Annotated in this window: 12 protein-coding genes and 1 tRNA gene; 2 read left to right on the top strand and 11 right to left on the bottom strand. The window is 33.0% G+C overall.

The window, feature by feature from the left end; all coding sequences use genetic code 11:
• A partial coding sequence (locus Z054_RS0121110; RefSeq protein WP_206538808.1) for an RNA polymerase sigma factor occupies positions 1-642 on the top strand: 642 nt, incomplete at its 5' end.
• A 243-nt stretch (positions 643-885) separates the two neighbouring features.
• Here Z054_RS0121110 and Z054_RS0121105 read toward each other — a convergent pair.
• The 7 genes from Z054_RS0121105 to Z054_RS0121075 all read right to left on the bottom strand — a co-directional run bounded on the left by Z054_RS0121105 (position 886) and on the right by Z054_RS0121075 (position 7,041).
• A tRNA-Val gene (locus Z054_RS0121105) sits at positions 886-963 on the bottom strand.
• Between the two features lie 69 nt (positions 964-1,032).
• Entirely contained in the window at positions 1,033-2,250 is a 1,218-nt protein-coding gene (locus Z054_RS0121100; protein ID WP_024772020.1) for a bifunctional folylpolyglutamate synthase/dihydrofolate synthase, read from the bottom strand.
• Between the two features lie 8 nt (positions 2,251-2,258).
• Complete coding sequence (locus tag Z054_RS0121095) at positions 2,259-3,152, bottom strand: hypothetical protein (protein ID WP_024772019.1); 894 nt, start codon at positions 3,150-3,152, stop codon at positions 2,259-2,261.
• Between the two features lie 2 nt (positions 3,153-3,154).
• Positions 3,155-3,547 carry an ExbD/TolR family protein gene (locus Z054_RS0121090; RefSeq protein ID WP_024772018.1) on the bottom strand — a complete coding sequence of 131 codons (393 nt, stop codon included), beginning with the start codon at positions 3,545-3,547 and terminating at the stop codon, positions 3,155-3,157.
• A 1-nt stretch (position 3,548) separates the two neighbouring features.
• On the bottom strand, positions 3,549-4,235 hold the full coding sequence (locus Z054_RS0121085) for a MotA/TolQ/ExbB proton channel family protein (protein ID WP_035092993.1): 687 nt from the start codon (positions 4,233-4,235) through the stop codon (positions 3,549-3,551).
• Between the two features lie 82 nt (positions 4,236-4,317).
• Complete coding sequence (gene nhaB, locus Z054_RS0121080; RefSeq protein ID WP_024772016.1) at positions 4,318-5,787, bottom strand: sodium/proton antiporter NhaB; 1,470 nt, start codon at positions 5,785-5,787, stop codon at positions 4,318-4,320.
• 27 nt (positions 5,788-5,814) lie between these two features.
• Positions 5,815-7,041: a Glu/Leu/Phe/Val dehydrogenase dimerization domain-containing protein gene (locus Z054_RS0121075; protein ID WP_024772015.1), complete on the bottom strand. Its 1,227-nt coding sequence runs from the start codon at positions 7,039-7,041 to the stop codon at positions 5,815-5,817.
• Positions 7,042-7,509: 468 nt separating this feature from the next.
• On the opposite strand from Z054_RS0121075, the gene Z054_RS0121070 reads away from it, so the two are divergent.
• Entirely contained in the window at positions 7,510-8,652 is a 1,143-nt protein-coding gene (locus Z054_RS0121070; RefSeq protein WP_024772014.1) for an acyl-CoA dehydrogenase, read from the top strand.
• A gap of 414 nt (positions 8,653-9,066) precedes the next feature.
• Here the strand turns inward: Z054_RS0121070 and Z054_RS0121060 are convergent, their stop codons facing one another.
• The 4 genes from Z054_RS0121060 to Z054_RS0121045 all read right to left on the bottom strand — a co-directional run bounded on the left by Z054_RS0121060 (position 9,067) and on the right by Z054_RS0121045 (position 14,292).
• The gene (locus tag Z054_RS0121060) at positions 9,067-10,767 is read right to left on the bottom strand and encodes a helix-turn-helix domain-containing protein (protein WP_024772012.1); all 1,701 of its coding nucleotides are present in this window, start codon (positions 10,765-10,767) and stop codon (positions 9,067-9,069) included.
• Between the two features lie 138 nt (positions 10,768-10,905).
• Complete coding sequence (locus Z054_RS0121055; RefSeq protein WP_024772011.1) at positions 10,906-11,778, bottom strand: sugar phosphate nucleotidyltransferase; 873 nt, start codon at positions 11,776-11,778, stop codon at positions 10,906-10,908.
• Positions 11,779-11,792: 14 nt separating this feature from the next.
• Positions 11,793-12,866: a mevalonate kinase family protein gene (locus Z054_RS0121050; protein ID WP_024772010.1), complete on the bottom strand. Its 1,074-nt coding sequence runs from the start codon at positions 12,864-12,866 to the stop codon at positions 11,793-11,795.
• 58 nt (positions 12,867-12,924) lie between these two features.
• A complete protein-coding gene (locus Z054_RS0121045; protein WP_024772009.1) occupies positions 12,925-14,292 on the bottom strand; it encodes a Gfo/Idh/MocA family protein in 1,368 nt (455 codons plus the stop codon).
• Positions 14,293-14,497 lie beyond the last annotated feature (205 nt).

Here is a 14,497-nt window from a genome sequence, read left to right as displayed (position 1 = left end):
TTTTTTTTTTTGCATATTTGTAATTCACATTTCAGGAATAACGTTGAATTTAGCATGAATGATAGTAATTTGGTTCTAAAAATTAAGAAAAATGATGAAGATGCAATTAAATTAATTTTCAATGAATTGTATAAGCCTTTATTAGCTTATGTAACAACTTTAACATACGACACAGAAAGAGCTAAGGATATTGTTCAGAATTCTTTTATTATTTTATGGAATAAACGAGAAATTTTAGCTGAAGAGTCTTCTTTAAAAAATTACCTTTTCACAGTTTGCTACAGATTGTATATTGATCAACATCGTAAAGATCAAATAAGAAATAAGGTAATGGATGAATTAAAACTAAGTGTTTTAAAAAACCAAATCGAACACAATGATCCTACTGAGCGGCAGTTAAGGATAAAAAAGATTTTAGCAGTTATTGAAGAGCTTCCTCCACGTTGCAAACAGATTCTATTGCTAAATAAAAGAGATGGGGTGAAGTATAAAGAAATTGCTGAAAAATTAGATGTATCTGTGAAGACCGTTGAATCTCAAATGCGAATAGCTTTTCAAAAAATTAGAGATAGTTTTAAAAATGAGAAAATTATTTTATTTATTTCAATATTTAAAAAACGTTCATTAAAATATTTGGATTAAATAGCTAAATACAAACTCGTTTTTCTACCTCCTCCTATTACTATTTCACATCTATTGTTATCATAAATAATCAGTACTGCAGAAACTTTTAGTTCCTTCTAAAGAATCCAAAATATAGAATTCTTCCTATTCAGATTAGCAAGAATATTTACATAAACACAATATTTAAGTACGATTGTTTTTATCAAATAATTTGTAAGAAATAAAAAAGGAATCAACATTATAAAAATGAAGATTCCTTTTTGGTGGGCGCTAAGGGATTCGAACCCCTGACCCCTTGGGTGTAAACCAAGTGCTCTGAACCAACTGAGCTAAGCGCCCGCTATCTTGCGATTGCGGATGCAAATATAAGACAGTTTTATAGTCTACCAAAAGAATTTTAAAGAAAATTTAAATTATTTCTGCAACAACAAATGTGCTTCCTCCTACATAAACAACATCATTATCTGTAGCCTTCTGTAAAGCAGCTTCATACGCTTCTTTCACCGAGTTATAATCTTCACCTATTAAATTAAATTTTAAAGCTTCTTTTTTTAATTTTTTCTCATCAAGCCCTCTTACAATATCAGGTCGGGAAAAATAATATCTGGCCTGTACAGGAAATAACGGTAAAATAGTATCTAAATCTTTATCATCAACCACTCCTAATACCACATGAAGATGATCACATTCTTCCTCAATCAACTGCTTCATCACCATTTTTAACCCATCCTCGTTATGCGCAGTATCACATATCACTTTAGGTTTTTTTTGTAATATTTGCCACCTCCCTAACAAATGGGTATTCTTTACAACATCCAGAAGCCCTTTTTTAATATCATTTTCAGATATATTCCATCCATTTGATTTGATCAAATCTATGGCTTGTAAAACGGTCCTTATGTTTTCTCTTTGATAACTTCCTTTTAGATCAGATGGATATACTGTACAGTTACAATCTTCTGCGAAATACAGAGGACTACCAGATGCTTTAGCAACCTCTATAAAAACTTTTGAAGTCTCTTCTTCATTTCTTCCTATAACAACTGGCACACCCTCTTTAATGATCCCTGCTTTTTCTGAAGCTATTGCAGTTAAAGTATCTCCCAGAAAACGAGTATGATCTAATCCAATATTTGTAATTACAGAAATTTCTGGAGTAATAATATTCGTAGAATCTAATCTCCCTCCAAGTCCCACTTCTATCACAGCAATGTCTACCTGATTTTCTGCAAAATACTGAAATGCCATTCCTACGGTCATTTCAAAAAAAGAAAGTTGATTCGATTCTAGATAGGATTGATGTTTTGAAATAAAATCAATCACATATTCTTCAGAAATGGTAGCTCCATTAATTCGGATACGTTCTCTAAAATCTTTTAGATGTGGTGAAGTATATAATCCTACTTTATATCCTGCTTCCTGTAGTATTGAAGCCAGCATATGACTGGTAGAACCTTTACCGTTGGTTCCGGCCACATGTATGCTCTTAAATTTGGTTTCGGGATTTTCTAGATATGTTGCTAATTGTATCGTATTATGAAGATCTACTTTGTATGCACTAGCTCCCTGGCGTTGATACATTGGTAATTGGGTAAACATCCAATCGAGGGTTTCCCTATAGTTCATTCTTTGTATTATTCAGAAAGTTTAAACTGATAAATAATTGTCCCTACTTGTTTTGCCGGAGCTTTAGAGTCGCTATTAAATCGTGTAGCCAAAGCTGCTCTTTTTGCTGGCCCCATTAAACATGAAGCACTATTGGTAGTTCCTTTAATCCCTGGGGTAGCTCTAATCACTTTTCCGCTTTGGTTAACTTCTATTTTTACCACAACAATACCCGACTCATTACAATCTTGAACAAATTTTTCTTTATTAAGAGCCTTTCTACCGCCTAATCGATAGTTACCATCTCCATCTAATCCTTTTCCGGTTCCGTAGTATGATTTCGCATTAGGATCTCCATCCGGGCTTCCTTTATCCCCTGGTGATCTATCATCTCCTTCTCCTCCTTTTGCCTTACCGTCATTCTTAGGACCATTAGAAAAACTATTTAGGATATCAAGAGTAGATTTATCCGGTTTTGGATCTGGTTTTTTTTCTTCTACCTTTTTAACCGGTTTCTCTTTTGTTGTATTTTTTGAAGGTTTCTGATCTGAAGGTTTAGGTTTTTCTTTAGGCTTCTCTGTTTTCTTTTTGGGCTTCTTTTTTGGCTTTTTTTCTATTACCGGGGCATCTTCAAGTTCCTGAGTTACCACTTTATCTTTTATTTGAGGAGATTCCTCTTGTAGTTCTGGAGTTGACGACGTAGTTTCGGGAGTCGTTTGCTTTGGTGATGATTTAATAGGTTCGTTGGGTTGAATTTTACCCGAACCGGTTGCCGTGGTTCCAAAGTTTACAGCAATACCACTTTCTTCTTCAGGCTCCATATAATTTAAGCTTAGATAAAACAATAAAAAGATAATCGCTATATGTACCAGTATGGTAAGCACAAAGGATTTCTTTTTATGTCTTGTATCTAGCTTTATCATTTTTATTCGGGCCTAACGGCTAATATTACTTTAAACTTATTTCTATTTGCAATATCCATTACACTAACTGCCTTTTCTATAGGAACTCCTTCTTCTGCTCTTAGAATAATAGTAGGTTCATTTTTTCCTTGTAATCGCGATAATAATGTAGATTCTAAACTACTTTGACTAATACGCTCTTCATCGATATAGTATTGCAATTTATTAGTAATACTTACCGATATATTCTGAACATTAGAACTCTTTCCTTTAGCTTTTGGTAATATTAAATCCAAAGCTTCTGGAGTTATCGCAGGAGAGGTTAGTAAAAAGAAAACTAATAACAGAAACACAATATCTGTCATAGAAGACATACTAAACTCCGGACTAACTTTATTTCTTCCTCTTAAATTCATACTACGCAGGTTCGTTTAACAAGTCTAAGAAATCTACAGCATTAGCTTCCATACTGTGGATCACTTTATCTGTACGAACCACCAAATGATTATATCCTATATAGGCTACAATCCCAACGACTAATCCACCAACAGTTGTTGTCATTGCCGTATAAATACCTTCGGCCAAAACACCCATATCTGCTGTTCCTGAACTTGATGCCAGATTATGGAATGCAATAATCATACCTATTACTGTTCCTAGAAAACCAATCATAGGAGCAGCTCCTGCCACTGTAGCAAGAATACTAACATTTTTTTCTAATTTATATACTTCAAGTCTACCAGCGTTTTCGATTGCTTTATTAATATCTTCTAATGAATGACCTATTCTAGAAATTCCCTTTTCGGTCAATCTTGCTATAGGATTATTCGTCTGTGCACATAAAATTTTTGCGGCTTCAATTTTACCACTCACTACGCTATCTCTAATCTTATCCATAAAGCTTTCATCATATTTTGAAGCTGCTTTAATTGCAAAAATTCTTTCAAAATAAATATAAACTGCGATAAACAGTAATACAAAAAGAATCGATATGATTACGATTGCTCCTGTTCCACCACTAAGTAAAAGGTCCATAATGGACAATGTACTCTCTTCTACTTGCGGATCAATTTCTGGGGTATTCTGGGCTAAAGCACCAAACATTGGTAAATACGTCATTTTGATTTTGTTAATTTAGTGTTAGTATACTAACGTTATTTCTGTAGGTTAAGTATATTCTTTATTCTTATAATATATATATAACTCCTAATAAACCAATACCTCCGAGTACTATTGTATATGGAAAAGCCATCTTTACCATTTTAGTATATGACAATCCAATTAACGGTGCTAAGGAAGAGGTTAGTAAAAATAAAAACGCAGCTTGACCATTAGGTGTTGCAACACTAGGTAAATTTGTTCCTGTATTAATTGCAATTGCTAATTTTTCGAACTGTTCTCGTGATATTGCTCCATTATTAAACGCTTGTTCTACTTCTCCTATATATACTGTTGCGACAAAAACGTTATCACTAATCATTGATAAGACTCCATTAGCCATATAAAACATAGAAGGTTGTTGACTCGGATCTAAGGATAATGCCCAATCAATAATTGGTGTAAAAAGATGTTGATCATGGATCATTGCTACTATAACAAAGAAAACCACAATCAAACCTGTAAACGGGAGTGCTTCTTCAAAAGCTTTTCCTAATTGATGTTCTTCTGTAATTCCCATAAAGGCAGTCTGAACAATAATTAATGCTAATCCTATAAGACCAACTGGTGCCAGATGCAATGCTAAACCAATAATCAAAAGTACTGCGGATACTGCTTGAACGATTAATCCATATTTAGATTTATCAGATCTGTTTGCATCTTCATCTTCTGTATAGCTTTCTATAATCCTTCTGGCAACTTCTGGTAATTTTGCTCCAAAACCGAATGACTTTGTACTTTCTAAAACTATTGTTGTAAGCAACCCTGCTCCCAGAACAGGTATTGTAATTGGTGCCATTTTTAAAAAGAATTGTATAAAATCCCATCCCATTCGTTCTCCGATAAGTAAGTTTTGTGGTTCTCCCACCAAGGTACATACACCTCCCAATGCTGTTCCTACTACCCCGTGCATCACCAAACTTCTTAAGAAACTTCTAAACTGTTCTAAGGTTTCTCCACTTAATTCTTTTCTATCCAAAACTCCACTCTCATCAAAATCTCCTGACCCAGAATGAATTTTGTGATATACTCCATAAAACCCTACAGTAACACTTATTAAAACAGCCGTTACTGTTAAGGCATCCAAAAATGCAGAAAGTATTGCCGCCAGAAATACAAACAATAGCGACAATACCATCTTAGATTTTATTTTAGTAAATACTTTACTAAAAATATACATTAGCAAGGGCTTCATAAAATAAATCCCTGCAACCATAAAAACTAATAGTAAAACTACCTCCAAGTTCTGATCTACTTCATGATATGCTTTTTTTGGTGTTGTGAGATTTAATGCCAAGATTTCTATCGCCAATAGACCTCCTGATTGCAACGGGTAGCATTTAAGTGCCATTGCAAGGGTGAAAATAAACTCCCCAATAAACAACCACGCGGTTACCGTTGGCCCTAAAAGGAAATAAGAAAATACATTAAAAATCAAAAATCCGATCATTACGGTTTTATACCATTTCGGACTGCTCCCTAAAAAATACTTGAACATAGTTTTACTCGGTTAATACAATTAATATTATATCAGCTGTCTGAGAGCTATCTCAAACGCTGTTTTACTGATATTAGTTTCTGTTTGTTTTTCGTTATAAGTATCCTGAATCGCTTTCTTTATGGTTTCTGAAGTATCTTTAAAAATAGCTTCATCAGTCATCTGTACTTTTCGCTCCATAAAATAAGCAAAGACTCTTGCCATTCCGCAATTAGAAATAAAATCCGGAATCAGACTTACTCGTTCATCGGTATATTCCATTATTGGACCAAAAAATATTTCGCTATCTGCAAAAGGTACATTGGCTCCACATGAAATAACTTCTAAACCAGAATCAATCATTTTGGTAATTTGATCTTTAGTAATCAATCTAGATGCTGCACAAGGAGCAAATATTTCGGTTTGTAAAGACCATATTTTCTCATTCATTTCATCAAAAGGAATACGTTGTTCACTATACAGTTTATTTCCTCTTTTATTTAAATACAATTGTTTTATTTCTTCAAATGAGAAACCATCTTCGTTTATGAGTCCTCCGGCATGATCAATTATCCCTACAATCTTTGCTCCCATCTCAGAAAGATAATATGCTGCTGCAGATCCTACATTACCAAAACCTTGTACTACTGCTTTTTTCCCTTTTACTTCACCGCCATAAATAGTATAGTAATGTCGTACAGCTTCTGCAACCCCATATCCTGTAATCATATCTGCCACAGTATATTTTTTGGTAACATCTGGAGAAAACATAGTATTTTCTAATACTTTAATAACACCCTGACGCAGTTGTCCTATTCTATTTATTTTATCAGCTTCGGTTGGCTGAAAATGACCATTAAATACTCCTTCTTGGGGGTGCCAAACTCCACATTCTTCGGTAATAGGTATAACTTCATGGATTTCATCCACATTAAGATCTCCTCCTGTACCATAATAACTCTTTAATAAAGGGGATACAGCTTTATACCATCGTTTAAGAACTCCTTTTTTGCGGGGATCATCTGGATCAAAATTAATACCTGACTTGGCTCCTCCAATTGCAGGGCCAGACACTGTAAATTTGACCTCCATTGTTTTTGCCAAAGAAAGAACCTCATTCATATCTAATCCTTTGCGCATTCTGGTTCCTCCACCGGCGGCACCACCTCTCAATGAATTTATAACTGTCCACCCTTCTGCTTCAGTTTCTGCATCTTTCCAATTAAAAACTATCTCGGGTGTTTTATTCTCGTATTTATTTAATAACTCTTTCATTCTTAAAATTTCAATTTATTGAATAACCAATTGTTTTTTAAAAAACCATTTTAAAAAACAACATACTCATTTTATCCTATCTTTTTAATTAAATAATCCTCCATTACGGAGGTTAGAGTTGAGCCATATTACCAGATATTACAATAAATCGAATTATAGTCAAAATGCGACTTCACAAATATAAAAAACTAAACATGCAAAAGCTTAAATAAAAATAAAATTATGGTAATTAAGCAGCAGTTTTTTTACTTCAAAAAAAATAATCCATGGTATTTTTACATCCCTTATAAAAATCTTTTAAACTTTATCCTAAAAAATGATTATCTCAAAAAATCAAAAAAACAGTAAAACTATCATATTATAGCTTATATTTGTGGTATTAATAACAAAATCGTGATTATCTCGATTTATTTTCATTGAAAGTGAAAATTTCGTGTTATGCACGCACAGTAAATTATAAAGAAAATTATGGACTTCAAATTATCCGAAGAGCAGTTAATGATACGCGACGCAGCTCGTGATTTTGCTAAAACAGAGCTATTACCCGGTGTAATCGAACGTGATAACAAACAAGAATTCCCTAAAGAACAAGTAAGAAGAATGGGGGAACTTGGATTTTTAGGAATGATGGCTTCTCCAGAGTATGGTGGTGGCGGAATGGACACTATTTCTTATGTTTTGGCAATGGAAGAATTATCCAAAGTAGATGCTTCTTGTTCTGTGATTGTATCTGTAAACAATTCTTTGGTATGTTGGGGGCTTGACACTTTTGGAAATGCTGAGCAAAAAGAAAAATATTTAACCAAGCTTACTACAGGAGAATCAATAGGCGCTTTTTGTCTCTCTGAACCTGAAGCTGGTAGTGATGCTACTTCTCAAAAAACAACCGCCATTGATAAAGGAGATCACTATATTCTAAACGGAACAAAAAACTGGATTACCAATGGTAATTCTGCTGATTATTATTTGGTTATTGCTCAAACAGATAGAGAAAAAAAGCATAAAGGCATCAATGCTTTTATTGTTGAAAAAGGATGGGAAGGGTTTGAAGTTGGACCAAAAGAAGATAAATTAGGGATACGAGGAAGTGACACACATTCTCTTATATTTAATGACGTAAAAGTTCCTAAGGAAAACCGAATTGGCGAAGATGGTTTTGGGTTTAAGTTTGCTATGAAAACATTGGCCGGAGGTCGTATAGGAATTGCTGCTCAAGCACTAGGAATTGCAGCTGGAGCATATGAATTAGCAAAAGAATATGCTAAGGTTCGTAAAGCTTTTGGTACAGAAATCATGAATCATCAGGCAATTGCTTTTAAACTTGCCGACATGCATGTACAGATTGAAGCTGCCCGTATGTTAGTTTATAAAGCAGCAATGGACAAAGACAACCATGAAAACTATGACTTATCAGGAGCTATGGCAAAACTAGCTGCGTCTCAAGCCGCAATGGATGTTAGTATAGAAGCTGTACAAATTCATGGGGGTAATGGTTTTGTTAAAGAATATCATGTAGAGCGATTAATGAGAGATGCAAAAATCACACAGATATATGAAGGTACCAGCGAAATACAAAAAATTGTAATTTCAAGAAGTATTCTTAGAGATTAATTAGTTAAAACTCTCTAATAAAAAGCCCAAACTATGATCTGTAGTTTGGGCTTTTGTGTTATTTATTTTAGCTTAGATTAGTTTGATCATTACCATTTTCAAATTAACAATCCTTTAGATTCACAAGGGACTATAGAATCACAACCATCACTATTACAAAGATTATGTATCGTTTTATCGATTTCTTGAAAACCACCGCCCCTTACATTATATTTCATTGAGTTATTTAATTTTGTTATTTTAATTTTTTGAAGATTGATTTTAATTTTGTTCTTTCTTTTCATGGTTTCTCTTATATTAATGAATACATCAAAAGTAATGAAGAAACAATCTTGTAGCATCTATTAAAAATCATTTATAGGATAAAATTTATAAATCTTTACCTTATTTCACTACAAATACAAACATCTCAAACTAACTAACATATCTTTTCATAAACTCTGCTGGATTACATCCTTTTTGTTTAGAAAAAGCTGTAACAAAAGATTGCAGATTATTAAAACCAACTTCTTTTGCCATTGACCTGATCGAGTAATGTTTGAAGTTTTTATTTTGTTCTATCTGTTGTATGCAATATTCAATTCTCAAATCATTAATATAATTTGCAAAATTCTTTTTCTTCTCCATGTTAATCACCTTGGATAAATAGGTAGAATTTGTTTTTAAGTTTTTCGAAACCTTATTTAAAGTAAGATCGTTTTTTAAATACTCTTTATTATATTCAAAATCGTTCAACTTCTCAAGTATTTCTTTTTTCAATTTAGCTGAAAAATCCTTACTTGATTTCACAATCTTCCCCTCTTTATTCTCTAAAACTTTAACCTTCTCTAACTCCTTATTTAATTGAACTTTATATTTATTTTTTCTTTTCTTAGAAAAATAAATATATAAAGAACTTACAATTATGATCAAAAAGACACTAAACGCTATTGACTTATAAGTTAAAACCTTATTGTCATTTCTAATTTCACTTATCAAGTGATCTTTATCTTTGATCAACTGTGGTATATCGTACTTTTTTACAATAGAGTGATTTAATCGGCTATATTTTATATTAGAGGCGTTTTCATACCGTAACAGTTTTTTCATTATCTCTAACTGATTCCTTTGATCTTTATTCTTTTTATAGTGATCAAGCAATAATGTAAATGTTTCTCCTATTTCTAATCTATAGTTTGACTCATTAGTAATTTCATCTACTTTCTTTAAATATTGCAATGCTTTTTGTTCTTCTTTTAGCTGCAAATAGGTTTTCGCCAAATATAGATACCCTTTTCTTACATTTACATCATTAACATCTTCTTCAGATAAAATCAATGCTTTATCCAAACTATCGATAGCCGATTGGTATTCTTCTCTATAATAACTATTGATTCCGTATGCAAATAAAAGATTCGGGTAATAATGCTTATAAGTACTAGATAGACTAGCTTTTATACCTTTTTTAAGATAAAAGTATGCCGAATCATAGTACTTAAGTCGATTATAACTATCAGACAATTTATACAATGTAGCTATATAAATCTGACTACGCTTTATAACACTATCCTGTTTTAGCAAATAACTATAATTCTCTTTATACACCAGTAGTGCTTCTTTCTCTTTTCCCAGGATGGTTTTTAACAATGCAATATTATGTTTTAAACCAATCAATTGTCGTTTATTGTTATTCCTTTCAGCATATTCTTTAGCAACTAAATATGCTTCTAATGCTGCATCATGTTGTTCTATTGTACTTAATATATTTCCTTTTATCATATATCCTGTGGAAGGATAATGGTTATTTTGTAACTTTTTTGTTATTTCTATTATAGAGTCTGCATACTGTAATGATATCTCAGGTTGCTTTTCGTAGATAGAAAGAAACATTTGATATCCATCTGCTATCCTTTCATTATTAATCTGTTTTTTCGCTTTAAAAATATAAGTATCCGCAAGTTTTCGTTTGTAAACAGAATCAAGATCTTTCACATTCCAAAATGCAGTTGCCAATTCTCTTAATGTTTTATTTTGTAATGAATCTTTAAAGGTATTCTGTTCTGCTTTTATTTCTTGCATAGAATATAAAGTAGACATAAAACATCCTAATACAACAAACGAGTAGATGGCTTTCATATGTGTTCTAATCAGGAATAAGAATCAATTTTAACAAAATTTTAGACAAACATACAAAGAATATTAAACATCAAAAGATTCATCTAGATAAGGTAAACTTTTATGATCAACCTTTTTTTAAAGATTATACGAAACGTCTTATCGGTTCCAATCCATATTGACATAGTGTTCCTCAACATACTCTTTAAGGATAGCAATATCCTCTTTTGATGTTAGATCCGGCACATGTTCTGATACTGGTATCCCAATAACTGATGTTGGATGTTCCTTTACCATATTTAATAGAGCTGTAGGGAGTTCTTTTTCTTTTCGTTTTTCATTAATAGGGCAATTCTCTACATACTCCTTAAACGTTGCTCCATCAAATTTGAAAATATTCATACTAACCCGAAGTTTACCAAATCTATCTTTATAGAGTACACTATCTTCGACTGATGGTTTTTCTATTATATTTTTCAAAAACCCTTCTTCATCCAAAGATACCAGGGCAAATCGAGCTATCCGTTGCAAACTAAACTGCAACGCATCTCTATCATAACTCACAAAAGCATTTGCATGATCAGTAGTGCGTAAAGCTTTTAAAGCAGTTTCAGAATACAAATTATCACTATTACAAACGGTATAAGTTTCACTATTTAGTTCTGGATATTGTGTGATTGCCTGATGAAGAGCATCTGCTGTTCCAAAAGGTTTCTCTCTATCTTTTGGGATATATTGTATTGCATAATTAATAGTGAGGCCGTGAAAATTATTTCCACCAGAATTATCTCCATAAAACTCTTTTATGAGGTTTTCTTTTTCTCCAATAACAATGAATATATATTTATACCCTGCCTGTTTAGCATTATACAAAAGGTAATCCATCACAGGTCTCCCTGTTGCATCTATACTAATAAGAGATTTTGATCGCGTATTAGCTTGCGCTGTTAAGTCGGTACTCAATCCTGTTTTTATTGCTTTCTTCATTCGCGAAGATGCACCTCCTGCCAAAATGATTAAATTTTCATGCATAATTTCTCCTTGCTTTAAACAACTCTTGCTCCAGAGTCAACATTTACAATATAAGCTGCTTTACCTTCTCGTTTAATAGCTTCTACAACTTCCTGCTCCTTATCTTTTGGAGCTATAGCCACAATACTGCCTCCTCCTCCTGATCCAACAATTTTAACTCCATAAGCTCCAGCTTTGATTGCTCTATCTACCATTTTATCTATTACAGGAACAGTTATTTTAAGAATATCTTTTAGAATAAGATGATGTTGATTCATCAAATTCCCTAAATACTTCATATCAGGATCTTCCTTTTTAAATTCTTTTAAAGCTTCAAGCGTTATAGAATGATTTTTTAGTGCAGCAAAGAAATATGGCTTCAAATCAGATGGAATATATTTTTCATATTTATCATACTCTTCCAGCAAAGTAGATTTTATACCGAAATCAGGTTTTTTAAGTGTCACATATTCTATTGCTTTTAATGCTTTTTCTTTCCGATCCCCCAGTGTCCCGATTGTTTCTTTTTTTACTCCGGATTCTCCCACGATTAATCCCGGTACAGTATTCTGTATCCTTTCATACGATGCTTTCTCACTGGTATCAATAAACAAAACTCCACCCAAGCCAATCGAGTACTGATCCATTAATCCTCCGGGTTCATTATGCTCCAGAACTTCGGCCTCATACGCTATTCTAGAAACCAATATTGGGGTTACTTCCTGGTTTGCACCGAATGCTTCCAACAAAAACCTTACCCATGCTACGATTAGTGCAGAAGAACTAGAAACTCCAGCATTAAGCGGTAAATCTCCTTGTATTTTTACATCATAACCTTTATTGGGAATACACCCGTATCGTCGAAGTACTCTAAGAGATGAAGCAAAATAATCCCTGTGCTCAATCTGCTCAAACTTTTCATGTATTAGAATATCTCTTTCTTCTGCAATATCAGGTAATTTTATCTTGAAAAGAGCAGTTGTGTTTTCAATAGCATTTAATTTGATATATTTATCTATCGCACATGCAATAACAGGTAATCCGAGATAATCCTGATGATCTCCAAACAGGCACGTTCTTCCTGGAGATATTATATTTATTTTTTTCAAAATTGCTTTTAAATATTGTATGTTTTATAGTAAATCAACTCCATAATCTCTACCAAAATTAATAGGTGTCTTTAATCCAGTTGTAAGGTTTTCTTTTGAGCCACAATCCTCTTGTAAAATCCGGAAAATCCTGCGGTTCTCCATTATTCTCTATAGAAACTTCTGATAATGGTGTAATTGCACTCCATGCAGCTGCATCATAAACATCTAATGGCGGTGCTATATTTTGTTTTGCGGATTGCACAAAGGCATTAATCACAAAAAAATCCATCCCACCATGACCTGCACCCATAGCATGTTCTCCATATTTTTCCCATAAAGGGTGGTCATATTTCGCCAGCCATTCGTCTGCCTGATCCCATTTATGTGATTCAGATTTTCCTTCTATGTATATTCTGTTCCCATCAACCTCCCATAGTCCATTGGCTCCCTGTACTCTAAATCCTAATGAATAAGGGCGAGGTAAATTACAATCATGAGTAACTATAATGGTTTCTCCCATTGTAGTCTCAATAGTTGAAGTAATAACATCTCCTTGTTTAAACTTAACTTTTGCATTTGGGTGGTTTTCTCCTCCATTTTTTACAATATAATTGTGTAAACCTATGCCTTTGGTTGCATTAGATGTAATTGATGAAAAACGATTTCCTCTATTAATATTACACATTGTAGCCATTGGTCCAACACCATGAGTAGGATATACATCTGCGTTTCTTGCCACTGAATGTTGTGTTCTCCATTTTGATTCAGAAATACCTTTTTCACCAAACTCTACTCCTTTTCCATATGCTGTTTTTCCATCATTTAATTTCACAAATCTCAAATCATGCTGATATCCACATCTAAAATGCACTAATTCTCCAAACACATTTTGCCTAACCATATTTAAAACCGCCATAACATCACGTCTATAATTAACGTTTTCTAAAATCATAAGATGTGCACCGGTAGCTTCATGCGTATTTACCAAATCCCAACATTCTTCAAGAGTATTTGCTGCAGAGACTTCCAGGCCCGTGTATTTACCTGCTGTCATTGAATCTTTGGCCATCCTGGTATGCCATAACCAGGGAGTAGATATAATTACAGCATCTACATCCTCTAGGTTTAGCAAATTTCTGTAGTCATACTCATTTTTACCAAATACTTTTGGTTTAGTTTTCCCTGCTTTATTGATTGCTTCTAAAGAAAGATCTATCCGAGTCTGATCAATATCACAAATTGCTGTTACTAACACATCATCTCTTAAAAGAACATTTCTTAAATGATTTGTTCCTCTTAGACCAACACCAATTAATCCTAATTTAAGTTTTTCTTTTTGATTATATCCCTTATTTCCGAAAGTTAAGTTAGGTAGTACAGAAATACCAGCCCCTGCTATTGCTGTTTTTTTAATAAAGTTTCGTCTAGACTTGTGTGTATTCATGATGTTTAGTTTTTCTATTACATTCTTTAAATATAGTAGAAAAGCTCATAGTTAAAAAGGACTGTGTATTTCTTTTTTTCTATCTGTATAAACTGCGAGCTTTCATTTTTTAAAATGGCTCTATCCTATTGTATGATGACTCTATTTTTTGAAGTATTTTGAGTTGGTTTTTGGGCATAAAAAAAACCCTTCATAATATTATGAA

The organism is Aquimarina macrocephali JAMB N27 (assembly GCF_000520995.1).
Classification (GTDB): Bacteria; Bacteroidota; Bacteroidia; order Flavobacteriales; family Flavobacteriaceae; genus Aquimarina; species Aquimarina macrocephali.
The sequence above is the reverse complement of the archived record's forward strand: the minus strand, read 5'-3'. Positions and strand labels throughout refer to the sequence as shown.